The sequence below is a fragment of the bacterium genome, from assembly GCA_035530055.1.
Classification (GTDB): Bacteria; UBA6262; WVXT01; order WVXT01; family WVXT01; genus WVXT01.
The window spans coordinates 1-24,010 of sequence record DATKVN010000071.1 but is presented as its reverse complement, the minus strand read 5'-3'; the positions used below and the strand labels follow the sequence as shown (position 1 = coordinate 24,010).

Below are 24,010 nucleotides of genomic sequence, written 5' to 3'. Positions count from 1 at the left end.
GTTCTCGGGCTGAAGGGAGGATATCTCTTACTTTAGTTTCCAATAAGTTTCTCAAATGACCTTTATTAAATGCTAGATGCCAGGAAGGCGGTCCTATCCTTGCTTTATTCTCTTTTTCTGAGGGTCTAGTAGTTTTCACTTCAACGGCATACTTATCATTTCCGCAATACGCCGTAAAGTCCGCGTATCTTCCCTCGTCCTGCGCTGGTTTCCTAATTTTCTTAATGTTATAGAACCCCTCCTTTTGTAGCCTAGATACGGTTCCAAACTCATTATATATATCGTAAAATTTGTCTGGTTCTGGAGTTATTAAGTCCGAGTTTAGGCCAAAGTTCTGAATCAATTCTCCACATTCCATTTCAAGAATGGAACAAACTTTTTTCAAAAAAGACTCTAGTTCATTGGCAGGACAATTTTGGAGTATTTCAATAATAAAGAATCGACTTGGCTCACGTTGTTCTAAGACATATCTAATATATTGGCCAAGGCAAGTGTTAATGTACGGATACTCCTTGCTATTCAAGACGCGTTCGACGACTCCAATATATGTATTATTCCGATTTGTTCCAGCCATGGAAATAAAAACCACAATAGGATTTATGAGGACACCAGGATAGCTCTTTTATTTCAGAGTCTTCAGTAAAAATATTGGACCAAATTTATTTTCGAGTGACAATGCCCTATATTAATTTATGGCGCGCCTGAGAGGAATCGAACCTCCACACGCGGCTCCGGAGGCCGCTGCTCTATCCGTTGAGCTACAGGCGCAAAATTGCTCCCCCTCACCTTTCTCTTTATGCGGGCATAAAGCCCTACACTACCAATATGGCAGAGCTGTCGCTCTGCGGCTACAATACCGGGCGACCACAGAGTGTCGCCCCTACACTGCCAAAATTATTACGGGCATAAAGCCCTACACTACCAAGACCCCTCTTAGTCGAGGTGGATGGTGAAGAGGATTTGTCCGCCAGCAGTAAAACCGCCGAGGTCCTGGTAGCCGAGATTTGACCAGGATGGGACATAATTGTAACCGCAAAAGAGGAAAACGCGGAAGGGGCCTCGGAAAAATTCTACTCCGCCCGAACCGCCGACCAGGAAACCGAAGGCGCTCTTGTCGTCTTTAAACTCCTCCCAACCATCACTACCTTGGTACTCGTATTCTCCGGAAAACTTCTCCTTTGTTCCGGTGAAGCCCGTTTTCACGGTAAAATTTGGGGAAACGGGGCTTCCCTTAAGTGGTTTATAGATGACTGTTGATAGAACTGAAATAACTGTTAACCTGGTAGAAGTCCTGTCCATATTCCAGCTTACGCTTGTCTTGTCACTAAGGTCAGGACCTTCTACTATTAAACCCTTCTTGGATTTCCTTGCGGGGTAGTCTAACGGTTCTCCTTTTCTGGAAAAGTATTCCAGTTCGAGACCCCAGAATATTCCAGAGTCTCCTTCAAATCTTCCACCTATTCCAAAGATCGCTCCAGAACCATAAATCTCTTCGAAATTGTGGTTTCTGGAATTGAAATATTCTGTTTTGAGGCTTATTAATTGTTCGGCGAATGATTTGTTTGGGATGGCGAATGTGGATAGTGAGAATAGGATTAAGAGAGGAATAGTTTTTTTCATTTGAGTCGTTCCAAAATAAACCTTGCTTTCGCAAGGACTCCAAAATTCTTACCGCCATAAATACCTACAACAATAGAATTTTACGGGCATAAAGCCCTACACTACCAATATGGGCGACCACAGAGTGTCGCCCCTACGAGTTATTTCTTTAATTTGCCTATTAGTTTTTCGGATTTGGCGAGGGCGCTGTCGAGCTTGTTTACTGATTTGCCTCCTGCCTGGGCCATATCCGGCCTTCCTCCGCCAGAGCCATCAACCAATTTGGCTACTTCTCCTATGATTTTTCCTGCGTGGTAACCTTTCTTTACCAGGTCCTGAGTTACTACTGAAAGGAGAGCGACCTTGCCCTCAATTACGGCTCCCAAGATTATGATTCCGGATTTGAGTTTGTCTCTTAACTGGTCACCAAAGGAGCGGAGGATAGTTCTATTCGTAGCTTCCACTTTTGCAGAAACGAGTTTTATCTTGCCGACTGTTTTTGCCTTCTTGACTAATTTTTCCACTGAGGAGGAGACTGTTTGGCCCCTTAGAGATTCTATCTCTTTCGCCAACGCCCTATTTTCCTTGACCATCTTTTCCAAACGGCTAACAAGTTCATCCTGGGGAACCTTGAGCACCTCTGCCATTCCTGCAATTATTCTCTCTTCTCCCTTGGTATATTCATAAGCCCTCTTACCAGCCAGGGCTTCTATCCTCCGAACCCCGGCTGCTATGCCTGTCTCTGAGATTATCCTGAACAGTCCGATCTCGCCAGTTGAACGGCAATGGATTCCTCCACAAAGCTCAAAGCTGTAAGCGTGCTGTGGCGCAGACAGACTTTCTGAGGTGACCATCACTGTCCTGACCTTCTCGCCATACTTTTCTCCAAAGAATGCCAGGGCGCCCATCTCTTTGGCTTGAGTTAAAGTAGTTTCTGAAGTTAATACGGGAAAGTTCCTCAATATGGCACTATTCACAATCTCTTCAATCCGATCAATCTCTCTCTTCGTCAAGGGTTTGGAATGGGTATAGTCAAATCTTAACCTGTCGGGCGCCACAAGAGAACCGGACTGCCCCACATGCTTGCCTAAAACCTGGCGCAGTGCAGACTGTAAGAGGTGAGTGGCTGTGTGGTGCCTGGCTATATCCTTCCTTCCGGAAACATCAACATAAGCTACTACTACATCACCTGTCTTTAAACTACCTGTGCCCACTCTGCAATTGTGGATGACCAATCCTTCAACGGGTCTCTTGGCATCAAAGACCTCAACTCTTGCTTCAATATCTTCTTCTTTTATCTCTGTAATTTTTATATCTTTCAATTTCCCGGAAGGTTTCAGTATCTTACCCGCATCTCCCACCTGTCCACCTGCTTCTCCGTAAAAGGGCGTCTCCGTGAGGATAATTTCTACCTTTTCGCCTTCCTTTGCTTCTTCTGTCCTGGTAACTTTATTGGTTGACTTATCTCGTCTCAAGATGGCCCGTATTTGCGAAGTTAACTCACTGAAATCGTATCCGCGAAATATAGTTTCGCCTAACTCCTTTTTGAGCTCTTCATAAAATCCCATATCTACCTCCCCGGAGCCTTTCCAGGCCTCTCGTGCCCTCTTCTTCTGGGCTTCCATCTCCCTCTCAAATCCTGGAAAATCGAGAGAGAAATCTCTCTCTTGAGCAATTTCTTTGGTCAAATCTAAGGGGAATCCATAAGTATCGTAAAGCCTGAACACCTCTTCTCCGGGAATTGCCCTCTCTTTCCCGCGAGAGGTTAAATCCTTAATCAATCCGTCGAGTATTCTCATTCCTGCATCTAACGTTTCCTGAAACTTCTCCTCTTCCATTTTGGTCACAGTGGCGATATGTTCACGTCGGGAGCGGAGATTTGGATAGGCATCTCCCATAATTTCCACAACTTTACCAGTCAGTTTATAAAGTAAGGTCTGGTTAACACCTAAAAGGCGTTCTTGACGGACCATCCTGCGCAGTACCCTTCTTAACACATATCCTCTCCCCTCATTGGAAGGCAAGACTCCCTCAGAAATTAAGAAGGTGATTGCCCGAACATGGTCGGCTATAATGCGCAAGGAAACATCGACTTTCTCGTCCTTACCATATTCTAAACCAGTCAGTTCACAGGTATGCTCAACAATGGGCCTTAATAAGTCTATATCAAAACAGTTATTCTTCCCATTAACAACTTCTGCCAATCGCTCTAATCCCATCCCTGTATCGATATTCTTCTGGGGTAGGGGATTTAAATTACCCTGCTCATCTTTATCGAACTGGGTGAAAACGAGATTCCACACCTCAAGCCATCGGTCGCAATCACAGCCAGGAGCGCACTCCGGCTTGCCACATCCCATATCCTCTCCCATATCCATCAAAACCTCCGAACAGGGTCCGCAGGGTCCGGTGGGTCCCATCTCCCAGAAGTTATCCTCTTTTCCCAGTTTAACTACTCTCTCTTCCGGCAGATATCTTTTCCAAAGCTCGTAAGCTTCTCCATCTTCTGTATATACTGAAGCATAAAGTTTCTCCTGGGGAAGGCCCATCTCTTTAGTTAAGAAATCCCATGCCCACTCGATAGCTTCCTTTTTGAAGTAGTCGCCAAAGGAGAAATTGCCCAGCATCTCAAAGAAAGTAAGATGCCTGGCTGTGCTTCCTACCTTTTCGATATCGGTTGTACGAAAACAGATTTGAGAGGAGGCTGCGCGACGGAAAGCGAGTTTACTCTTGCCCTGGAACATATTCTTAAACTGCACCATTCCGGCGCTGGTGAATAGGAGGGTGGGGTCTTGGGGAATGAGGCTCATACTGGAGACAACTTTGTGAGCCCTTTTTTCGAAATAGTCTAAGAATCTTTTTCTTATTTCATCGCTGGTTAGCATTTATGTCTTTCCTATGTAGGGGACGGACTCTGTGCCGTCCCTTCCTTTGGGCGGCCACGGCGGGCCGCCCCTACAATGCAGAGCTATCGCTCTGCAGCTACAACTATTTTATAACTTCATGCGGGGCCACGCTTTTTTCAGGGAGTTTAACAGCCTAGATGCTACTCCGCGAATTGCCCCTTCCATATCGAAGGATTCATAGGTGTAGGAACTTGCCCAGACAATCAATCCTGTCTCTACATCAATCATACGGGCGCTAACTCCCACTTCAGCCCTTTTCAGGAAAACCTCCGTCTTAATATTTCCATCTTCGTCCCTGAAATAGATAGTCTCTCTCCCTTCAGCAATGTATTTGGTAACCGTCCCTGTAACCAATGCGTCCACCCCCAATATCTTGCCCACTTGCTTAACTGTCTCAGGGTCGAGGTATTTGCTTCCGGCCAGCTGTTGTTCCCTGAGCAGGCTCTCCAGCCTCTCTCGTTCAACAACATCGATATCCCTAAATATCAATTGCCTTATGAATTCATCAGTCACTGCATTTCCAGCGTATATGTGTTCTCTATAACTGGTAAACTCCAGCACGCCAATACGATTAATTCTGGTGAAATCGTATCCTTTTTTTATTGCAGTGCGGGGAACGCATCCGAAAAATAGAGCCAGAAAAGAGAAAAGAACGATAGAGAGTAATAGCCAGCCTACAATTCTGTTAGGTTTCATTATTTAGATTCCTCCAATCTTTTGATATGCTTCCTCAGTCTCTTGGCACGTTTCCCTCCGGGACGCAGAGCGAGGAATTTATTCCAGGCAGAAATTGCCTTTTCATAATTCATTGTCTCTTCGTAGGCTTTACCCAGAAGATAATAGGCAATTGGTTTATCGGGATCCAGAGCTGTTGCTTTCTCAAAGGCTTCTATTGCTTCCTTATACTTTTTCTGGTTCAGGTAAGCTATGCCGATTCCGCAGTAAGCGTCAACGTATTCGGAATCGATATTTATTACCCGATTGAACTCTTCAATTGCCTGTTGATAATCTCCCTGATTGATGTAGTCCACACCTTTTTCGAAATGAACATCTGCCTCAGTTCTGCATATTCCCCTCGAGAAAAAAAGTAAGACAAGGAATACGCTAATGAAAGATACTACGAGTCTCTTTTTAATCATTTTCACTCCTTAAAAAAATTTTACAAAGCTGCCAGAAGCTTCCCATAAGTATCATCCAGAGATTCGGGAATAATCTTGGTGTCTCCCACGGTAGAAATAAAGCTGGTATCTCCTTCCCAGCGAGGAACAATATGAATGTGGATATGTCCTTCAACACCAGCCCCGGATGCTTTGCCCAGATTTGCTCCAATGTTGAAACCTTCTGGTTTCAAGGCTTTCTTGAGAATTTGAGTGCAAGTCTTAACAAGCCTCATCAGTTCGGCCAACTCACTCTCCTCCAGACCATCTAAATCAGGCACATGTTTATAAGGAGCAACCATAAGGTGACCATTACTGTAAGGAAAAGTATTAAGTATTACAAAGGCATTTTTCCCGCGCAAAAGTATGTAATTCTCCCTGTCCTTATTCTCTTTCACCTTATCGCAGAATATACATCCTTCTTTTTTTCCTAAGATGTATTTTATCCTCCAGGGAGCCCAGAGAATCTTCATTCAACCTCCTCTTTTAACCTCTTAACCAGCCTGGCCACCTTCTGCCCTAATATTTCACATTGATTACTACTTCTCTCATCAGGCGCGTAAAGAGCCACAGGTCCATAGTGGTCGCCTGTTGCTTCCCCCTGAACAATCATCCCATGAATAAGGAATGCCCGGAGAATATCCATAATTGTCGTCTCGTTTCCTCCACCTACCCAATGGCTGGAAGTGAAGGCTGCTCCTACTTTGCCCACTAATTGTCTCTGCAGTTTCCTGCTCTCCTCAAAAAGTTGTTTAATCTGGGAAGCCATTGAGCCATAATGGGTTGGCGACCCGATGATTATTCCATCCGCATCTTTTAACTCGTCAACTTTTACATCTTCAACTTTTTTTATTTCCACTTCTACTTTCTCTTTTTCTACTCCTTTTGCCACTATGTTTGCCATCTTCTCTGTGTTTCCAGTAAGGGAATAGTAAATAATCAAAACTTTAGCCATAGATTATCCTCCGTTTTTCCTTTTGAGGTTATTATACCTAATTCAGAAAAGGAATTCAACCAATAGTTAAAAATATGTTGTGGTAGTGTAGGGGCTTGTCCCCGTCCCAATAAATCGGGACGCCCATAAAGGACTATACTACTCCGGAAATAATTACGCCCATAAAGGGCTACACTACATCTTTTTTCCAATAGAGCCAATACTTATGGCTGCTACCAGACCCAGGACTGCTCCATAGGAAAATGTCAGTTTGGGACTATATGTCCATAAGATTCCGGCAAAAATGCTTGCTATGAGCGTAGAGATACCTATTGCTGTGTGGAATGTGCCTAACGCTGTTCCTCGTAGATTCTCTTCTACAAAATCTGAAGCAAATGCGCGTTGATTCCCTACCACCAGGGCAAAAGAGATTCCATAAAGGGCAAACAGAATAATGAAAGATGTGAGTGTTCTCGTGAGTGCAAATCCGAGACAAGAGAGACTATATATGAAATAGCCAATCTTCAAAGTTCTCCTTCGACCAATTCTATCTGAGAGCATTCCTCCAGGTAAAGAAAATAGAGCATAAACGATATTAAACCAGCAATATAGTAGAATGGGAATAGCCATAGCCAACCTGGAAGGAAAAAAAGGTTGGAAGACATCCTTGGCTCTGAGAATAAAGAACATATAAGTAAAGTTTCCTAAAGCGAAGACGACTGCAACCATAAGGTATCTTTTAAAGGATGGGGGAAGATTTATCAAACTTATTCTAAAGGAAGTTTTACTTTTAGGATAGGTATCAGCCACTTTCTCTCTTACCCAGATAAAGGGAATTAGAGCCAGAAAACTAATTAGAGCTGCAATAAGAAGTATGGGCTTAAATTCAAATTTTAAAAACCAGAAGAGAATAAAAGCTAAAAAGGCTCCTAAAAAAGCACCAAAAGAATCCATTGCCCGATGGAATCCGAATGCTTTTCCTCTAACCTCCACCTTAGCTGAGGAAGCAATTATAGTATCGCGAGGAGCAGTGCGTATACCTTTCCCTATTCTTTCCAGCGGTCTTAAGATTAAAAGTTGCGTCCAGCTTGAGACCAAAGGAAAGAAAAGTTTTGCTACAGAGGAAAGGGAGTAGCCAAAGAAAGCAAAAGATTTTCTCTTTCTCAATCTATCCGACCAGTATCCGGAGAAGACCTCAAGCAAGGAAGCTACACTGTCTCCTATACCGCCAATAAGACCAATAGCTATTCCCGCTCCACCCAGAGAAACAATAAAAAGTGGCAGGATAGCCAGCATCATCTCGCTGGAGACATCGGTTAGGAGACTGATTGTTCCCAGAAGAAAGATGTTAATTCCCAGACCGCTTATAAACTTTTTCATACTATGACTCTATTCAGAATCTTTCCTGTAGTTCTGAAAAAAATTATTGAGGGTAGTTTCGGTAGTCTCAATGGAAAATCCTCGACGAATTAAGAAATCCTTTATTCTACGATAGGCTTTCGACTTTTCTAATTTCTGATACCGGGGAATCCTCCTTTCAATTGCTTGCCAGGCCAATTCGTCCTCAGTTGAGGCAATCTTCTTAAAGCTTTCATCTATGGAATCGTCGATTACCTCCTTTTCTATTCCCTTTTGCAAAAGTTCCCGACGTATTAGTATCTTTCCTCTTTTCTCTCTTAACCTACTTTCTACCCATTCTATGGCAAAAGCGCGGTCATCCAGATAATGGAGGCTTTTTAATTTCTCAACCACCTCCTGGACTATCTCTCTTTCATATCCTTTTCTAAGAAGCCTCTCTGTGATTTCCTGACAGCTCCGGGCACGATAGGATAAGAGAAGAAATGCGTAATCGTGAGCTTCCTTGAGCTGTTCCAGGCGAGTGACTCTTCTTATCTCTTGTTGGTCAACTTCCTGTCCTATTTTCCATCTCAAGTCGGAAAGCACATCTTTATGCAAATGGAATGCATATTTTCCATCGAGAAATAAGGAATATAAGTCTTGTCGACGTTTCTGCTTCTCAATTTTGGTTATTTTCATAGTCTTCAAATCGTAGAGGCTACGACTTCCGCCGTAATTACTGCATCTTCCGTGCAGAAGATTTCGCTGATGCTTCTATCAAAGAGGAGATTTGCTTCGGCGCCGAATTCTTCATCGCCTCGCCACAATTTAATAAATAATGGTATGCCATCAAATACGTCAAAAACAACGCTTGCGTCTGCTTGTTTGACTTCTTTGCCTTTAAAGCGCTTTGTCAATTCAGAAATAAGGCCTTGAGGATTATCTCCATATTTTTTAATTATGGGTTCCAGGACACGCTTCCTGAAAACAGAATAATAAAACTGACCGCCATCTAATTGCTTAAAGGAAATCCATTCTCCTGTTGGGTTAGGTAGCCCTTTTAATTTACGGGAAAGATAATGCAGTAGCAAAATGCTGATGTGAGTCTTTGGGGGAACATTGGTAGATAGGGACAAAATGCTTTTTTTCTCTAAATCAATATTATATTCATCATCCAGAAAGCGAACAATATGATTTTTTTTCTGGCTAATATTTTCTAATTCTGCCCACGCTTTTGAAATAGCAACTTCGTATCCCATGAGCTTTTTCCAGTGACTTTACCTTCCCCCCTCACCTTAATCCTCTCCCCCAAGGGGAGAGGAACTCCTGCTTAATTTTTTTTATCGCTTTTTAATTTTTTGAGGAGTTGATGTGCCAGGTCCCAATGGGTGCCTTTCCAGTATACCTTCTGACAATTTGGACAATAGGAAAATTCTTTCTGTGTCTGAAAAACATAAGTGGGGATTTTATCTTTAACCTTCTCTTTTTCTACTTTCTGAAGAATTTCATTACACACTAAGCATCTTGTGAATATCTCGTCAGGGTCTACTTTAATATTTAGTTCGGAAAAAACCTGTTCCAATTGCTCTTCCAGTAAATCGCTATTAATTATAACTAACTTTATCGCTTTCTTCTTGCTTAATCGGTGGTCCCGGGTCAATATTATTCTTGCCTCTTTGAGACTTTGATAAATTAAATCACTCTTCTTGTCAGACACAAAGTAGGAGACATCGTAACCGAGTAACCTCAGCCATTTGCAAAGCCTGCCAAGCATAAAATCTACTAAGAATTTCATAGCTCGTTCTCTATTTATATCCTCACTAACTCATAATTCCTTGTTCCCATACCTAACTTCTGAGCGTAATTGAGCTGAAATTCCCAATCTTTCCCGGGAAAGAGCTGGCGAAATACATCCCTTTTTCCTACTTCGTTAACCAACTTCACAGAAGCTTCATCAATTGCTACCGGATCGAAAGAGGCTAAGATGCCAATGTCCGGAACAACAGGGCCGGCTGTAGTGGCACAGCAGTCGCACAACTTAGTAATGAAATTAAGAAAGTTAATAAACAGAACCTTCTTGTTCTTCAGAACTCCATAAGCATACTCGACAAGCTTTTCTTGCTCACTCTCTGTTAAATTGCTCCATTCGATAGAGAGAGTGCCAAAATTGCAATAAAGGATACACTCCCCGCAACCTATGCATTTATTATTATCTATCTTGACTTTCTTCTTTACTATATTAATAGCTCCCGCGGGACACCACGTAACACAGACCCCACATCCAGTGCATTTGCCCTTTTCTATTTTGGGAACGACTGCTTCATGTATTTCATATTTACCAGTGCGGGAAGCACCACCCATTCCAACATTCTTAAGAGTTCCTCCGAAACCACCTAATTCATGCCCCGTGAAGTGCGTAACAAAAATCAACCCATCAGCTTGATAAAGAGCGCTGGCGACTTTTATCTTTTTGAAATGTTTCTGGCCGATTTCTACTTCCACAAAGCTATTTCCCCTCAAGCCATCGGCGATTACTATAGGAGCTCCGCAATTTTCTAAACTAAAACCATGGGTTCTGGCAATAGCCCGATGTCTTAAGGCATCAGACCTCTCCCCAACATATATAGTATTGGAGTCAGTTAAAAACGGTCGCCCTTTTAACGCTTTCACCTCTTTGACCACCCGCTGGACATATTCTGGCTTCACATATCCCCTGTTCCCTTTCTCTCCAAAGTGTAATTTGATAGCCACTATGTCATTTTTTGAAACTACCCTATCTAAACCGGCGTGGAGAAGTAGTTTCTTAAACTTGCGCAGGGATTTGAAATCGATAAAATAGACCTTAGACAATTATTCTCCTTTCCAAAAGTTGTTGGTAGTGTAGCCCTTTATGGGCGTAATCCTTATTGCCGGTAGTGTAGCCCTTTATGGGCGTAATCCTTACGGGGATAAACCCTTGGGCGACCGTAAAGGTCGCCCCTACGCGACCAAAATCATTGCGGGAATAAAGCCCCTACACTACCTTCTTTTCTTAATTAATTTCTCAAACTGTTCTTCGGAAAGGATGGGAACGCCCAGTGCCTTCGCGTTTTCATACTTTGAGCCGGGACTTTCACCAACAACTACATAAGAAGTCTTCTTGCTCACCGAAGAACTTGCCTTTCCTCCCAAATTCTTTACCAACTCTTCAGCTTCTGTCCGGGAGTATCCCTTTAGCTCTCCTGTAAACACGAAAGTTTTCCCAGCCAATATCTGGGGACTCCTCTTTACCCTTTTCTGTTCCAGCTTGAGTCCTGCCTTCTTAAGTCTCTCAATAAGTCTCTTTATCTCCTTCTGTTTAAAAAACTCCTTCACGCTTCCCGCAAGGACTGGCCCCACTTCTGGAATCCTCTCCAGTTCCTCTTCTTTTGCCTCCATCAATGCATCGAGAGAACCAAACTCTTCAGCCAGAGTTTCCGCTGCCTTCTCTCCCACGTGACGAATCCCTAAAGCGAACAGTAACCGAGCCAGAGGTCTTTCCTTGCTCTTTTCTATGGCATCCGGTAGATTCTGCGCTCTTTTTTCAGCAAATAGTTCCAGCTTCAAGAAGTCCTCTTTCCTGAGCGAATAAATGTCAGCAAAATCTTTGGCTAATCCATTACTCACCACCTGCTCCACTACTGACTCACCGAAACCCTCGATGTCCATAGCATTCCGGGAAGCAAAGTGGACCAGACCTCTCTCCAGCTGAGCTGGACAGGAGGGATTAATGCAACGATAAGCAACTTCCTCTTCTTTCTCTTTTGTAATCCTTCCTCCGCACTTGGGACACTTCTCGGGCACTTTAAAAATTTCCTTTCTCCCTTTTCTAACAGATTCTACTACCTTGACAATTTTGGGAATAACCTCTCCAGCCCTTGCCACAATAACCCTGTCTCCAATTCGCACATCAAGCCTGTTTATCTCATCAAAATTGTGCAGAGTGGCTCTGCTTATAGTCACTCCTCCACATTCAACTGGCTTAAGCATAGCCACGGGAGTGATGACCCCAGTTCTACCAACCTGGAGGATGATATCTTTAAGAGTAGTTGTCGCCTGTTGAGCAGGAAATTTATAGGCTATAGCCCAACGGGGGCTCTTCATTGTGTAACCCAGTCTCTTCTGCTGCAGTAAGGAGTTAACTTTTACAACCATCCCATCAATTTCGTAACCCAATCTTCCTCTCTTCTTCTCCCAATCTCCACAATAACTGATTACTTCATCAATGTTCTTGCACAGTTTAATTTCTGGGTTAACCCGAAGTCCCAGCCTTTTTGCAGATTGCGAAAATTCCCAGTGGGTCTTGTAAATTTTTCCCCCTTCAAGGGTGCCAAACGAATGGATAAAACAGGTCAACTTCCTTTGAGCAGTGAGCCGCGAATCGAGAAGTTTTAAAGAACCAGCAGTAGCATTGCGGGGATTGGCGAAAAGAGCTTCACCTTTTTTCTTCTTTTCCAGATTCAATTTCTCGAAGTCGCTCTTCTCCATAAATACTTCTCCCCTAATTTCAATCAAATCCGGTAATTGTGAACTCTCGGTAGTGATAAATCTCAATGGTATAGACTTTATAGTTCTGAGATTCTGAGTAATATCATCCCCTACAACACCATCACCCCGCGTAGCGCCCACAAGGAAAACGCCTTTTTGGTATGTCAATGATACACCTACACCATCGATTTTCAGCTCCACAACGTATTCTGCCTTTTCGTCAGACAATCCCTTGTGAACTCTCTTATCCCACTCTTCTATCTCTTCAGAAGAATAGGTATTATCGAGGGAAAGCATAGCAACCCGGTGCTTAACCGTTTTGAAACCTATAAGTGGTTTCTCTCCCACTCTTTGGGAGGGTGAATCGGGAGTGATGAGCTGGGGATGTTGTTTCTCTAACTGGTTTAGTTTCTTTACTAAATCATCGTATTCTTTATCTGAAATCTCGGGTTGGTTAAGAGCATAATAACGATAATCGTGGTGGCGAATTTCTTCCCTTAATTTCTCCACTTTTCTTTTAACTTCCTCGAGTTTCCCCATAACCTCACTCCTTCAAATCTTTCGCACTACGGGCTTCTTTTATCTTGTCTAAAATTCCGTTAACAAACTTCCCCGATTCTTCAGTAGAATATTTTTTTGCCACCTCCACTGCTTCGTTAATTATCACATTTATCGGTATGTCCAGAAGATAGAGAATTTCGAAGGTGGCCTGGCGCAAAATGTTACGGTCAATTGAAGCCATCCTGTGTATATCCCAGTTTCGAGCGTACTTAATAATTAAAGAATCGATTTGAGATAAATTCTTTACTGTCCCCTCAACTAAAGTTGTGGCAAACTCCAGAACTTTTTTGCCAGATTTATGCTCCTTCCAGAAGGATTCCTGGGCTTCTTCTGCTTCCAATTTACAAACATCTATAGCATACAAAATTTGCAGAGCATACTCTCTGGATAGACGACGTAGCCCCATATTTGTCACCTTTAAATCAAATAGACCGGCTCTATTTTATCTATTCCATCATAGGTAGTAAATTTACCATCTCGATTGCACTCAATGCTGCCTGGGCACCTTTATTACCATCCTTGGTTCCCGCCCTGTTGATAGCTTGTTCCAGATTATCAGCAGTGATTATGCCGAAGAGAGTGGGCACTCCTGTGGAAAGAGAAGTCTGTGCTATACCTTTAGCCACCTCACTGGCAATATAATCGAAATGGGGTGTATCACCTCTGATAACTGCTCCCAAACACAATATCGCATCATACTTCTTGCTCAATGCCATCTTCCTTGCTGCCCAAGGAATTTCAAAAGAACCGGGGACCCAAAAAATTTCAATCCGCTCTTCATCAGCATCGTGTCTCCTTAAAGCATCCAGAGCCCCGTCCAGTAGTTTCTGGCTGATGAAATCATTAAACCTGGAAACTACAATCCCAAAATTCTTTCCTTTCGCCATCATCTTTCCCGCATGTACTTTAGCCATTTTCCCTCCTCCTTTGCTTACATTATCTTCATTCTATGTAGTGTAGCCCTTCATGGGCGTAATGTTTACGGGGACAAGCCCCTACACTACATACATTTAGCAGAGCTATCGCTCTGCTGCTACAATTTCAAACTTCTAACATATGGCCTAATTTCTTTTTCTTGACCCGAAGGTACTTTTGATTTGCCCTGGTGGGCCTTATTTCCAGGGGGATTCTCTTGGTTACCTTCAATCCATGGCCTTCTATTCCCACAATCTTGCGAGGATTATTGGTTAGAAGAGCTATGGTGGACAGTCCCAGGTCTGCAAGTATCTGAGCACCAATGCCATAATCTCTCAAATCTGGCTTAAACCCTAAAACTTTGTTAGCCTCTACGGTATCTAAACCTTTATCTTGTAGTTCGTATGCTTTTATTTTGTTCACCAATCCAATACCCCTGCCTTCCTGATTCATATACAATATGACTCCTTGACCTTTCTTTTCAATTATTTCCATTGCTCGATGTAACTGGGAACCGCAATCGCAGCGCAGGGAATGGAGGATATCCCCGGTTAAACAGGAAGAGTGGACTCTCACCAGAATGTCTTTCTTGCCTTTTACTTCTCCTTTTACCAGGGCGAGATGGTGCTCATTGTCCAGAAGGGACTCATAGATAATTATTTTAAATTCGCCAAATTCTGTAGGTAATCTGGTGGTGGCTATCCTTTTTATGAATTTTTCTGTTCGCCGGCGATACTCAATCAAGTCAGCAATAGTAATAATAGCCATCTTATATTTTTTAGCGAAGCGGAAAAGTTCGGGCGTCCTGGCCATTCTACCATCTTCATGCATTATCTCACAAATCACCCCAGCAGGGTATAAACCTGCCAGCTTCGCCAGGTCTACAACTGCTTCAGTATGACCTGCACGCACCAGAACACCTCCTTCCTGATAGCGGAGAGGAAAGATGTGTCCGGGACTGCAAAGGTCAGAAGGCTTGGTCCTGGGGTTAATCACTGTTTTTACTGTAGTTGCCCGGTCGTGAGCCGAAATTCCTGTAGTCGTGCCTTTCCTGGCATCAACAGAAACTGTGAATGCTGCCTCACGTAACTCCACGCCATTGGCCACCATCGGCTTAATTCCCAGCTTATCCAGCCTTTCCCCAACAATTGCCAGACAGACCAGTCCTCGACCATATTTGGCCATGAAATTTATTGCCTCAGGAGTCACTTTCGATGCTGCCATGACCAGGTCGCCTTCGTTCTCCCGTTCCTCATCATCAATAACAATGACCATTTTGCCTTTTCTAATATATTCTATCGCTTCCGGAATTGTGTTGAACTTCATAGAAATCCCTTTTCTAAGAGAAATTCTCTGGTTATACCAGATTTCTCTTTTTTCTTGTTGATTAAATTCTCAACATATTTTGCTAACATATCCACTTCAATATTTACTGAATCATTCACTTTCAGAAAACCAAAAGTGGTAACCTTCTCGGTGTGGGGAATGATAGAGCCAGAAAAACCTATGCCATTAATTACTCGAACTACAGTCAAACTGATTCCATCTACGCCAATTGAACCTTTAGGAACGATATATTTCAAAATTTCTGGAGAAGTTGTGATTTCGAAAATCTTTCCCCCTTCTTCTCTTACAATTGCTCTAACCTTTCCTACATCATCCACATGCCCGCTGAGGAAATGCCCTCCCAGGCGTTCTCCTAATTTCAACGCTCTCTCTAAATTTAATCTATTTCCAACCTTTAAACTGTCCAGCGTTGTGCTGCTAAGAGTCTCAGGAGATAAGTCTGCAGTGAATCTTCCCAATGGTCTGAAATTATCGCTCTGGGCAACTGTAAGGCAAACACCATTGACAGAAATCGATTCGCCCACTTTTAAATCTTTCCACTCGGTTTCTATAGTAATTCTATTGGGGCTCTTCTCTACTACTATTCCCATCTTCTCGATTATTCCGGTAAACATCTGTTCATCCCTGCAGCCTAAACATATCCTTCGAATAAAATATCATCGCCAAATTTCCTGATTTTAGTATCTTTCAATTTTATTGCCTCTCCAATCCTATCTATTCCCTCGCCTTCCACTGGAGTAATCGCCTTCTCTCCACCAATAATTTTGGGAGCAATGAAGAAGAGAATCTTATCCACCAATCCCATCTCTAATGCCGAAGCATTGACTTTACCTCCACCCTCGATGAGGATAGAAGTAATTCCTCTTTTAGCCAATTTCTTCATTAGAAACTTCAGGTCAAGACCTCTTTGGGGATGTTTTCTCCATCTCGGTATCTGGAGGACTTCAATACCTCTGGCTTCCAAATTTTCTATTCTCTTCTTATCTACTCCCTTTTGAGTAACCACTATGGTGGGGGCCCGAGAATTGAGCACCCGGGCATCTAAAGGAATCCTCAGGTGGCTATCCAGGACTACCCTGATAGGTCTCTTTTTAGAACGACTACTCAAAAGCCCAGGATTATCCTGTAAAACAGTATCTATTCCTACCAGGATAGCATCCACCTGGTTACGTAGCGTTTTCACGTATTTTCGGGATGCTTCGCTGGTAATCCATTGGGAGTCTCCTTTTGGTGTAGCTATTTTCCCGTCCAGAGACATTGCCGATTTCAGAATTACAAAAGGTACTCCCCGGGTGATATATTTTATGTAGGGCTCATTCAGTTTAGCACATGCCTCTTTCAACACTCCCAATTTTATCTTAATTCCTTTTGCTTTCAGTTCCCTTAATCCCTTTCCGTTTACCAGAGGATTGGGATCAACCATTCCCACAACAACCTCTTTAACTCCCGCCTCGATAATTGCTTCTGTGCACGGAGGCGTCTTGCCATAATGGCAACACGGCTCTAGATTAATATACATAGTAGAGCCTTTAGCTCTCAATCCTGCTTCCTTCAAAGCATTAATCTCAGCATGAGGACCCCCAAAATGTTGGTGACTCCTCTGGGAAATAATCTTACCCTCCTTAACCAGAACACAACCAACTTTGGGATTAGGGCTCACCCTGAATGAACCTTTCCTGGCAAGGGCTATCGCTTTCTGCATAAACAGTAATTCACTTTCAGGATTCATCTTCATCTGAGTAAAAAAAACCCGAAGAATATTTCTTCGGGATATCTCGCTTTACTTAAGCGAGGAATGTTTCTACACTATTTATTATTAGATCCCTTATTGGAATCTTCTTCCATCCGGACTTTAACCGTCGGTACTGTAATTTCAACAGTTCGACTCCGATACAAATCGGAGTTCGTGGACTTTCACCACCGATGGGGAATTTCACCCTATCCCGAAGACTCACTTGAAAGAATAATAAATGTGGTGGTTTTTGTCAAGTAATTTCTATAAGTCAATTATCTGCCGTAGCTCAGTCTCAGAGCAAGAGTTGGGGGAAGCTTTGCATTTAAAATTTCTTCCTGAGTTTTGGCAATGTCGTATTTTATCCTCTTTATTCTGAGAACATTTGTCTCCTCATCATAAATCCCACAGCTAGCCCTGGGATCACCATCCCTGGGTTGGCCAACACTTCCACAATTTATAAGATACTTATAAGATGGATTTATTTCCAGAACCGTTCCATCATCGAGTGGAATTCCCTCAATCTCTTGCAAGGGTGTTGCATATAAACATAAGGGAACATGAGTGTGCCCCACAAAACAGATATTCTTCTTTATCCTGGGAAGATTTTCTAAGAAAGTGCTTTTTTCAAAAATGTATTCATTAATAGGGTCCCTGGGACTTCCGTGAACGAGTATAAAATTATTTTCTTCTATCTCGGAGGCAAAGTTTTTAAGGTAATTTCGGTTATCTTCAGTCAAATGGCGTCCGGTCCATTCTACTGCTGCCAAAGCAATGGGATTAAAGAAACTGGTATCTTCTAAACCAACAGCTCCCCAGTCATGATTGCCGGCGACCGTGTGGCAATTATCCAGCTGGCGAATAATTTCTGTGCACTCATTGGGTTTCGCTCCATATCCAACGATGTCTCCGCAACAGATAAATCTGTCTATCTTTTCCGTGCGTTTCAAATAATCCAGGATTATATTCAATGCTTCAAGATTACTATGAATATCAGAAATGATGCCATATTTCATATCGATAGATTACCTTCTCAATCTCTGTTTGATTACTTTCCAGACAAAACATAATAACCCAGGCAGGCGAACAACCCGCCAGGGTTCCTGGAGCAAGCGGTAAGTCCACTCAAATCCTCTCTGGCAAAGCCATCTGGGTGCTCTTCTCAACCTTCCAGAAATCACATCCAGGCTACCGCCAATCCCCATACAAACAGGAACGTTTAGTTCCTCGAGGTTCTGGTAAATCCACTTTTCTCCACGAGGTGTTCCAATCCCTACAAATAAGAAGTGGGGTTTAAGATTCTTGATTTCTTTCAAAATTCTATCGCGTTCATCCTCTGTAAAATATCCATGGTGCATTCCCACAACTCTTAGCCCGGGAAATTTTTCCCTTAGATTCTCCCTTGCTTTTTTTAATACGGATTCAGGCGAGCCTAACAAATATACAGAGTAACCTCTGGAAATTGCCAGTTGACAAAACTTCAACATTAACTCTATGCCCGGTATGCGCGCAAGTTTTCCATAGCCTAAAAACTCCGCTGCCCGAACAATACCTATGCTATCGGCAAGGACGAGACCGGCGTTATGGAAAGCTCCCTTCAATTCAGGGTCTCTTTCCACAGAGTTGACCATCAAAGAATTAGCAGTAATTATCTGTTGTGCTTTTTGACTTCCAATAAATTTTTCTACAACGTCTGCTATTCTATCCCATTCCAGATTGTCAATAAATATATCTGAAATCTTCACCCTGTCCATAATTTGTGAGTAGTGTAGCCCTTTATGGGCGTAATTTTTACGGGGACAAGCCCCTGGTTCGTTTGGAGTAGCGAAACTTGTTTCGCGTCAACGCACCGCAAGCGGTGCTACTCCAATTATTTGGTGTGAGGGTTTGATGAATTGAGCCCCTACCAATGTTTTTCAGAAAATTTTTTAGGCGGGGCTCGGCTTTTGGAATTTTACGGAGATGAGTTTGGAGATGCCAAACTCTTCCATGGTGACTCCATAAAGAACATCGGACATCTCCATGGTCTTCTTGTTGTGGGTCACAACGATGAACTGTGTTTTATTTACAAATTCTTTTAATAGCATAGTAAACCTCTGCAGGTTGGCATCATCCAGCGGAGCATCGATCTCATCAAGAACACAAAAAGGTGATGGTTTAACCATGAATAAAGCAAATAGAAGAGCGATGGCGCAGAGGGTTTTTTCTCCTCCTGATAAGAGAGAGATGTTCTGAAGTTTCTTGCCTGGCGGTTGGGCCACAATATCGACTCCTGTTTCCAATAAATCCGCTTCATTTGCGAGGATTAGGTCGGCTTCCCCTCCTTCGAAGAGCTGGGTAAATACTTTCTGGAAATTATTCCGCACGCTGGTGAATGTTTTCCTGAAATTTGCACGGGTAGTTCCATCGATTTTGCCTATAACTTTGTGCAGGTCTTCCGATGACTTAATTAAGTCCTCCTCCTGGCTCTTAAGAAATTTGTAACGCTCATCTAGTCTCTCATACTCTTCAGGAGCAGCGAGATTAACTGGCCCCATTGTTTCAATGCTGCGTTTCAACTTCTCTATGCTCCTCACATAATCCTCTGAAGTATCAACAGGAGACTGGGAAACCGTCTGCAGAGCTTCGTCTAAAGAAAGATTAAATTCTTCTGTCAACTTTTCGTTAATTTGGTTCAGCTCCAGAGATAGGCGGTTACTATTTATCTTTTCTTGGGTTAAGTCGGTTTGAATCCTCGATAATTCGCCTTTCTTCTGTCCCAGAATAGTCTCTTCTTCTTGCAAGTTCTGATTAATCTTTTCTTTCTCTTCTTGTAATCTTTTCTGTTCTATTTCCAGTTTATTTTGGGATTCGGAAAGAGACGATATTTCTTTTTCTCCGGAAAACTTTACTTCTTCTATACCGGTTACCTTGCCTTCCAGATTAGCCAATGATTCTTTCCTCTGGTCTAGCAGGTTCAACAGGCTTTCTCTCTCGTTTTCCAGGTGCGACTTTTCAGATTGTAGATTGCGCTTTTTTTCCTCAAGTTGGGTCTTGAGTATCTTCAACTCGATGAGTTTTTCTCTTTCCTCTTTCTCCTGTGCAACAACAGAATGGAGGTCCTTTTCCAATTCTTTTATCATTTCCTGAATTTCTTTCTGGGATGTCTCTCCCGCCTTCTGGTCATTCGATAATTGTTCAACATCAGTGGCGCCGGTAGAAATATCCTTTCCTATGATACTTTGTTCATCAATGAGAAGATTAATTTCAGAATCGAGCCTTTTCCTAAGCTCCTCCTTCTGCGAAATCACCCCTCCCAGCTGGGCAATATTAATCTGTGCTTTCTGAGAGAGCGCATTATTTTTCTCTATCTGGCTATTTACATCAAATATTTTCTCTTCTAATTTCGCTCTTTGGGTAATTGTCTTATCCAGTTCTTCCTTTAATTGAGAAATTTCTTTCTCTAATTCTTTAACTTTTTTATCGCGAATTAAAATATTCTCTTCTAAGAATTCCCGACTGCCACCAGAAAGAATCCCCGAAGAGGTTAAAATATCTCCTTCTTTTGTGAGAAAAATTATTTCCTTTTTACTTTTTTCTTCCTGGCGACTTCTCATTTCCATTGGGTCGACCCGGTCGAGGTTATCCACTAAAAAAATGTTGCCCAGAAGGAATTCCATCGCTTTCTGATATTTCTTTTCGTATCCCACTTTCTCCAACAGGGGTATCCCTACAACGTCCTGGGGAATTACCGGACCGGGATTTGAGACAGGCAATTCCTTAATAGGAAGAAAAGTAAGGTAACCTTTCTTTTCTTTTTTTAGATATTCTATCACTGCTAAAGCACTCTGGGTATCTTCACAAACAAGATATTGTAGACGTTCACCAAGAAGTTTCTCCAGAACCACTTCATGTTCAGGAGGGAAACTGATAAAACTTTTCACAGCCCCGTATATGCCGGGGAATCCTCTGGATAATACCTCTTCCACTAAGGCTTCTTTTTGATTCAACTCGCTTGAGGATTGAACAAGGGCTGACCTAAGACTATATTTTTGTTGTAACTCACTAACCCTATTTATTGTCTGTTTAAGACTCTCCACAAGAGAGTCTTTTTCCTTTACTAAAAGATTATTCCTCTCGTTTATCTCTGCTAATTTTTCATTTTCTTTCTTCAGTTCCTCTTGTTTGCTGGAGATTTCTCCCTGCAAAATTTCCTTATCTTCACGCCTACGCTTCTCGTCAGTATTTAACTTCTCTTTTCTGGAAAGTAGGCTCTTTCTGTCCAATTCCAAACTGATTAACCGATTCCGAGCCTGAGCTGTTTTATTCATCAGTTCCACCAGAGCCTCTTTTCTCTCCTCAAGAGAACCACTCAAATGAACGAGTCTCTCTGTAAGTGAGCGAAGAATTTCTTCCTTGGAAGAAAAGGCTGTGTTGGTCTCATCAAGTTGTTTGATTAATTCCTCGCTGTCTTTTTCTGTTTGAGAAATTTTTTCATCCAGTAAGGTAATTTTATTATTACTATCTTCTATCTGTTCCCTCAGTTGTGCTTTTTCTCCTTCTATCTCTTCTTTCCTCTCTTTTCCCAAAAGAAGTCTGTCTTCAAATCGGCTAATTTCACTGGAGATGGAAAATAATTCTCTCTGAGTCTTGGTTAGCTCTTCTTCTTTCTCCTTTAATTGCAGGCGAAGTTGTAGGGTTGAATCCTCTTTCTGTTTACACTCGCTACTTAACCTCTCCGCCTGAGAGGAAAGTGAACTTAAATTTTCTTCTCCCTGGGTGAATTCTTCCTTTATTTTTGTATAGTTTTTCATGAGCCGTCTTATTTCCAGACGTTTGAGTTGTTCTCTATATTTTTGGTACTGGCGCGCTTTTCTCGCCTGATAATCGAGTGAATTGATTTGTCTTTTCACTTCACTTATTATGTCTGACAATCTCATAAGATTTGCCTGTGTGCTCTCCAATTTGCGAAGCGCCTCTTCTCTTCTCCATTTGTATTTCATTACCCCTGCTACTTCTTCAAAGATTGTTCGGCGCTCCTCTGGCTTACTATTTAAAATGAAATCAATCTTCTTATCTTCCATCAAAGAATAAGTATCTGTGCCCATCCCTGTATCTAAGAATAATGCAGTTATGTCTTTAAGGCGACAAGGAGACTTGTTAATGTAGTATTCGGATTCTCCAGAACGAAATAGGCGACGAGTAACAGTGACTTCTCGGTATTCGATGGGTAGGATATTTTGCGAGTTGTCTAAACTGAGCGAAACCTCAGCTAATCCTACGGGTTTACGCGTCCGGGAACCATTAAAAATAATATCTTCCATCTTGCCAGCACGAAGCTGTTTGGCACTCTGTTCCCCCAGAACCCAGCGTATCGCATCAACAATATTGGTCTTTCCACAACCATTAGGCCCAACGATACAGGTAATTCCCGGTTCGAAATCTACAGTAATCTTATCAGCAAATGATTTAAATCCAAATATCTCCAGTTTCTTAAAATACAATCGAATCTCCCATTTATGGTGACAGGTACATTTTCCCCGATTACAAATTACGGGCATGAAGCCCTACACTACATTTATTATATAATATATCAAAATCGTCTTAAATTATCAAGAAAAAAATGGTCTAAAATGGTGGGAAAGAGAAAGGTAAATTTAGGGAATAGCTACTTTAACTCAGAACTTCTTTCAACCTTTTAGTTAGGGCGGGAACAACCTGGAAAAGGTCACCTTCAATACCATAGGTGGCAATTTTGAAGATAGGAGCATTAGTGTCCTTATTAATTGCCACAATAATTTCTGAAGACTGCATGCCCACCAGATGCTGAATGGCTCCAGAAATTCCACAAGCAATATATATTTTGGGACAGACAGTGCGACCAGTCTGTCCTACTTGATGCGAATAGGGTATCCAGCCGGCATCAACTGCTGCTCGACTGGCACCAACAGCGCCTCCTAAAGTGCGGGCCAATTCTTCAATAATATGGAAATTTTCAGGTCCTCCCAATCCGCGTCCTCCGGACACAATGATATCGGCATCGGCGAGATTCACGGTCTGGGTTAGGTCTTGAACTATATCTAAAAGTTTAGTCCTCAAGGAAAGTTCCTTGTCTTCTACACTCTCTTTTATGACTTCTCCCTGGCGATTTTCCTGCTTTACTGCCTTTTTAAACACTTTGTGCCTGACCGTAGCCATTTGGGGACGATTGTGTGGGGTGGTAATAGTGGCCATAATGTTTCCTCCAAAGGCAGGCCTTGTCTGAAGAAGTTGCCTGGTCTTGGGGTCTATAGCCAGCTCAGTACAGTCAGCAGTAAGTCCTGTGCTCAGCCTTGCTGCTACACGTGAAGCAAAAGAACGGCCAATTACAGTAGCGCCCATCAAAACAATCTCAGGTTTTTCCTTCTGTATCAGATCAGTAAGGACATCAGTATAGGGGTCATCCTGGAAATTTTTTAGAATAGAGCCTTCAATTTGGTAGACTCTATCTGCACCATAGGCTATAAGTTCTTTAGCTGCCTCATCCATTCCCTCTCCTAACAACACACAGGAAAGTTTCTCTCCCAACTGGTCAGCTAACTTCCTTCCCTCTCCAAGAAGCTCATAGGCAATACCCTGAATTTCCCCCTTTTTTTGTTCGGCAAAGACCCATACGCCTTTATACTGGGAGATATCGGCTCGCGGTTTCGCTTCTTCCCTTTCAATCAATATGGCTTGAACAGAACAGGGCTCAAGGCAAGCTCCGCAAAGATTACATCCTTCTCCAATCACAGCAATTTTCTTATACTTGGGATGTGGCTTGCCCACTTCTTCCCTGGAGACTATCTTAATTAGACCGAAGGGACAGGCTTTTACGCAAAGCGAACAACCTGTACATTTGTCTTCAAGAATCTTGATACCCAAATTTCCTCCAAACCCCCTCACCCTAACCCTCTCCCCAAAGGGTAAAAGGGATTTTTTTCTCCCTTTATCAGACTACTTTTGCCTGGCGGAGTTTCTCCACCAATTTTTGAGCCTGTTCTTCAGGATCTCCCAG

22 protein-coding genes, 1 tRNA gene and 1 riboswitch are annotated in these 24,010 nt (G+C 42.5%); all 23 genes read right to left on the bottom strand.

Annotated elements, in window-relative coordinates; translation table 11 throughout:
• A partial coding sequence (locus tag VMW39_05610) for a hypothetical protein (GenBank protein HUW23488.1) occupies positions 1-385 on the bottom strand: 385 nt, incomplete at its 3' end.
• A gap of 308 nt (positions 386-693) precedes the next feature.
• Positions 694-768, bottom strand: a tRNA-Arg gene (locus VMW39_05605).
• Between the two features lie 165 nt (positions 769-933).
• The gene (locus tag VMW39_05600) at positions 934-1,620 is read right to left on the bottom strand and encodes a hypothetical protein (protein ID HUW23487.1); all 687 of its coding nucleotides are present in this window, start codon (positions 1,618-1,620) and stop codon (positions 934-936) included.
• A gap of 140 nt (positions 1,621-1,760) precedes the next feature.
• On the bottom strand, positions 1,761-4,484 hold the full coding sequence (gene alaS / locus VMW39_05595; GenBank protein ID HUW23486.1) for an alanine--tRNA ligase: 2,724 nt from the start codon (positions 4,482-4,484) through the stop codon (positions 1,761-1,763).
• Positions 4,485-4,592: 108 nt separating this feature from the next.
• Complete coding sequence (locus tag VMW39_05590; GenBank protein HUW23485.1) at positions 4,593-5,201, bottom strand: CsgG/HfaB family protein; 609 nt, start codon at positions 5,199-5,201, stop codon at positions 4,593-4,595.
• Positions 5,201-5,644 carry a tetratricopeptide repeat protein gene (locus VMW39_05585; GenBank protein HUW23484.1) on the bottom strand — a complete coding sequence of 148 codons (444 nt, stop codon included), beginning with the start codon at positions 5,642-5,644 and terminating at the stop codon, positions 5,201-5,203. The genes VMW39_05590 and VMW39_05585 overlap by 1 nt, the downstream gene beginning before the upstream one ends.
• A gap of 20 nt (positions 5,645-5,664) precedes the next feature.
• Positions 5,665-6,135 carry an HIT domain-containing protein gene (locus tag VMW39_05580; protein HUW23483.1) on the bottom strand — a complete coding sequence of 157 codons (471 nt, stop codon included), beginning with the start codon at positions 6,133-6,135 and terminating at the stop codon, positions 5,665-5,667.
• Positions 6,132-6,617 (bottom strand): NAD(P)H-dependent oxidoreductase, encoded by a 486-nt coding sequence (locus VMW39_05575; GenBank protein ID HUW23482.1) that lies wholly within the window; start codon positions 6,615-6,617, stop codon positions 6,132-6,134. The genes VMW39_05580 and VMW39_05575 overlap by 4 nt, the downstream gene beginning before the upstream one ends.
• 174 nt (positions 6,618-6,791) lie before the next feature.
• Complete coding sequence (locus VMW39_05570; GenBank protein ID HUW23481.1) at positions 6,792-7,976, bottom strand: MFS transporter; 1,185 nt, start codon at positions 7,974-7,976, stop codon at positions 6,792-6,794.
• A 9-nt stretch (positions 7,977-7,985) separates the two neighbouring features.
• Positions 7,986-8,633: a RecX family transcriptional regulator gene (locus VMW39_05565; GenBank protein HUW23480.1), complete on the bottom strand. Its 648-nt coding sequence runs from the start codon at positions 8,631-8,633 to the stop codon at positions 7,986-7,988.
• 5 nt (positions 8,634-8,638) lie between these two features.
• The gene (locus VMW39_05560) at positions 8,639-9,193 is read right to left on the bottom strand and encodes a DUF3786 domain-containing protein (protein HUW23479.1); all 555 of its coding nucleotides are present in this window, start codon (positions 9,191-9,193) and stop codon (positions 8,639-8,641) included.
• Positions 9,194-9,264: 71 nt separating this feature from the next.
• Complete coding sequence (locus VMW39_05555; GenBank protein HUW23478.1) at positions 9,265-9,729, bottom strand: Mut7-C RNAse domain-containing protein; 465 nt, start codon at positions 9,727-9,729, stop codon at positions 9,265-9,267.
• 14 nt (positions 9,730-9,743) lie between these two features.
• A complete protein-coding gene (locus tag VMW39_05550; GenBank protein HUW23477.1) occupies positions 9,744-10,784 on the bottom strand; it encodes a DUF362 domain-containing protein in 1,041 nt (346 codons plus the stop codon).
• A gap of 168 nt (positions 10,785-10,952) precedes the next feature.
• On the bottom strand, positions 10,953-12,980 hold the full coding sequence (gene ligA, locus VMW39_05545) for an NAD-dependent DNA ligase LigA (GenBank protein ID HUW23476.1): 2,028 nt from the start codon (positions 12,978-12,980) through the stop codon (positions 10,953-10,955).
• A gap of 4 nt (positions 12,981-12,984) precedes the next feature.
• Positions 12,985-13,407, bottom strand: coding sequence for a transcription antitermination factor NusB (gene nusB, locus VMW39_05540; GenBank protein HUW23475.1), 423 nt, complete (start codon positions 13,405-13,407; stop codon positions 12,985-12,987).
• A 40-nt stretch (positions 13,408-13,447) separates the two neighbouring features.
• Positions 13,448-13,915, bottom strand: coding sequence for a 6,7-dimethyl-8-ribityllumazine synthase (gene ribE, locus VMW39_05535; protein ID HUW23474.1), 468 nt, complete (start codon positions 13,913-13,915; stop codon positions 13,448-13,450).
• Positions 13,916-14,042: 127 nt separating this feature from the next.
• Positions 14,043-15,242 (bottom strand): bifunctional 3,4-dihydroxy-2-butanone-4-phosphate synthase/GTP cyclohydrolase II, encoded by a 1,200-nt coding sequence (locus VMW39_05530; protein ID HUW23473.1) that lies wholly within the window; start codon positions 15,240-15,242, stop codon positions 14,043-14,045.
• Positions 15,239-15,877: a riboflavin synthase gene (locus VMW39_05525; protein ID HUW23472.1), complete on the bottom strand. Its 639-nt coding sequence runs from the start codon at positions 15,875-15,877 to the stop codon at positions 15,239-15,241. Before VMW39_05525 ends, VMW39_05530 begins: the two co-directional genes overlap by 4 nt.
• Positions 15,878-15,894: 17 nt before the next feature.
• Entirely contained in the window at positions 15,895-16,992 is a 1,098-nt protein-coding gene (ribD, locus tag VMW39_05520; GenBank protein HUW23471.1) for a bifunctional diaminohydroxyphosphoribosylaminopyrimidine deaminase/5-amino-6-(5-phosphoribosylamino)uracil reductase RibD, read from the bottom strand.
• A 100-nt stretch (positions 16,993-17,092) separates the two neighbouring features.
• Positions 17,093-17,218, bottom strand: a riboswitch (FMN riboswitch).
• Between the two features lie 52 nt (positions 17,219-17,270).
• Positions 17,271-18,011, bottom strand: a complete 741-nt coding sequence (locus VMW39_05515; protein ID HUW23470.1) for a metallophosphoesterase family protein — start codon at positions 18,009-18,011, stop codon at positions 17,271-17,273.
• A gap of 9 nt (positions 18,012-18,020) precedes the next feature.
• A complete protein-coding gene (locus VMW39_05510) occupies positions 18,021-18,740 on the bottom strand; it encodes a WecB/TagA/CpsF family glycosyltransferase (protein ID HUW23469.1) in 720 nt (239 codons plus the stop codon).
• 183 nt (positions 18,741-18,923) lie between these two features.
• Positions 18,924-22,478: a chromosome segregation protein SMC gene (gene smc / locus VMW39_05505; GenBank protein ID HUW23468.1), complete on the bottom strand. Its 3,555-nt coding sequence runs from the start codon at positions 22,476-22,478 to the stop codon at positions 18,924-18,926.
• 169 nt (positions 22,479-22,647) lie between these two features.
• A complete protein-coding gene (locus VMW39_05500; GenBank protein ID HUW23467.1) occupies positions 22,648-23,877 on the bottom strand; it encodes an electron transfer flavoprotein subunit alpha in 1,230 nt (409 codons plus the stop codon).
• Between the last annotated feature and the right edge of the window lie 133 nt (positions 23,878-24,010).

Coding starts and splice junctions, on each gene's coding strand:
- VMW39_05600 (HUW23487.1), bottom strand. CDS start 1,620: ATGAAAAAAACTATTCCTCTCTTAATCCTATTCTCACTATCCACATTC.
- alaS (HUW23486.1), bottom strand. CDS start 4,484: ATGCTAACCAGCGATGAAATAAGAAAAAGATTCTTAGACTATTTCGAA.
- VMW39_05590 (HUW23485.1), bottom strand. CDS start 5,201: ATGAAACCTAACAGAATTGTAGGCTGGCTATTACTCTCTATCGTTCTT.
- VMW39_05585 (HUW23484.1), bottom strand. CDS start 5,644: ATGATTAAAAAGAGACTCGTAGTATCTTTCATTAGCGTATTCCTTGTC.
- VMW39_05580 (HUW23483.1), bottom strand. CDS start 6,135: ATGAAGATTCTCTGGGCTCCCTGGAGGATAAAATACATCTTAGGAAAA.
- VMW39_05575 (HUW23482.1), bottom strand. CDS start 6,617: ATGGCTAAAGTTTTGATTATTTACTATTCCCTTACTGGAAACACAGAG.
- VMW39_05570 (HUW23481.1), bottom strand. CDS start 7,976: ATGAAAAAGTTTATAAGCGGTCTGGGAATTAACATCTTTCTTCTGGGA.
- VMW39_05565 (HUW23480.1), bottom strand. CDS start 8,633: ATGAAAATAACCAAAATTGAGAAGCAGAAACGTCGACAAGACTTATAT.
- VMW39_05560 (HUW23479.1), bottom strand. CDS start 9,193: ATGGGATACGAAGTTGCTATTTCAAAAGCGTGGGCAGAATTAGAAAAT.
- VMW39_05555 (HUW23478.1), bottom strand. CDS start 9,729: ATGAAATTCTTAGTAGATTTTATGCTTGGCAGGCTTTGCAAATGGCTG.
- ligA (HUW23476.1), bottom strand. CDS start 12,980: ATGGGGAAACTCGAGGAAGTTAAAAGAAAAGTGGAGAAATTAAGGGAA.
- nusB (HUW23475.1), bottom strand. CDS start 13,407: ATGGGGCTACGTCGTCTATCCAGAGAGTATGCTCTGCAAATTTTGTAT.
- ribE (HUW23474.1), bottom strand. CDS start 13,915: ATGGCTAAAGTACATGCGGGAAAGATGATGGCGAAAGGAAAGAATTTT.
- VMW39_05530 (HUW23473.1), bottom strand. CDS start 15,242: ATGAAGTTCAACACAATTCCGGAAGCGATAGAATATATTAGAAAAGGC.
- VMW39_05525 (HUW23472.1), bottom strand. CDS start 15,877: ATGTTTACCGGAATAATCGAGAAGATGGGAATAGTAGTAGAGAAGAGC.
- ribD (HUW23471.1), bottom strand. CDS start 16,992: ATGAATCCTGAAAGTGAATTACTGTTTATGCAGAAAGCGATAGCCCTT.
- VMW39_05515 (HUW23470.1), bottom strand. CDS start 18,011: ATGAAATATGGCATCATTTCTGATATTCATAGTAATCTTGAAGCATTG.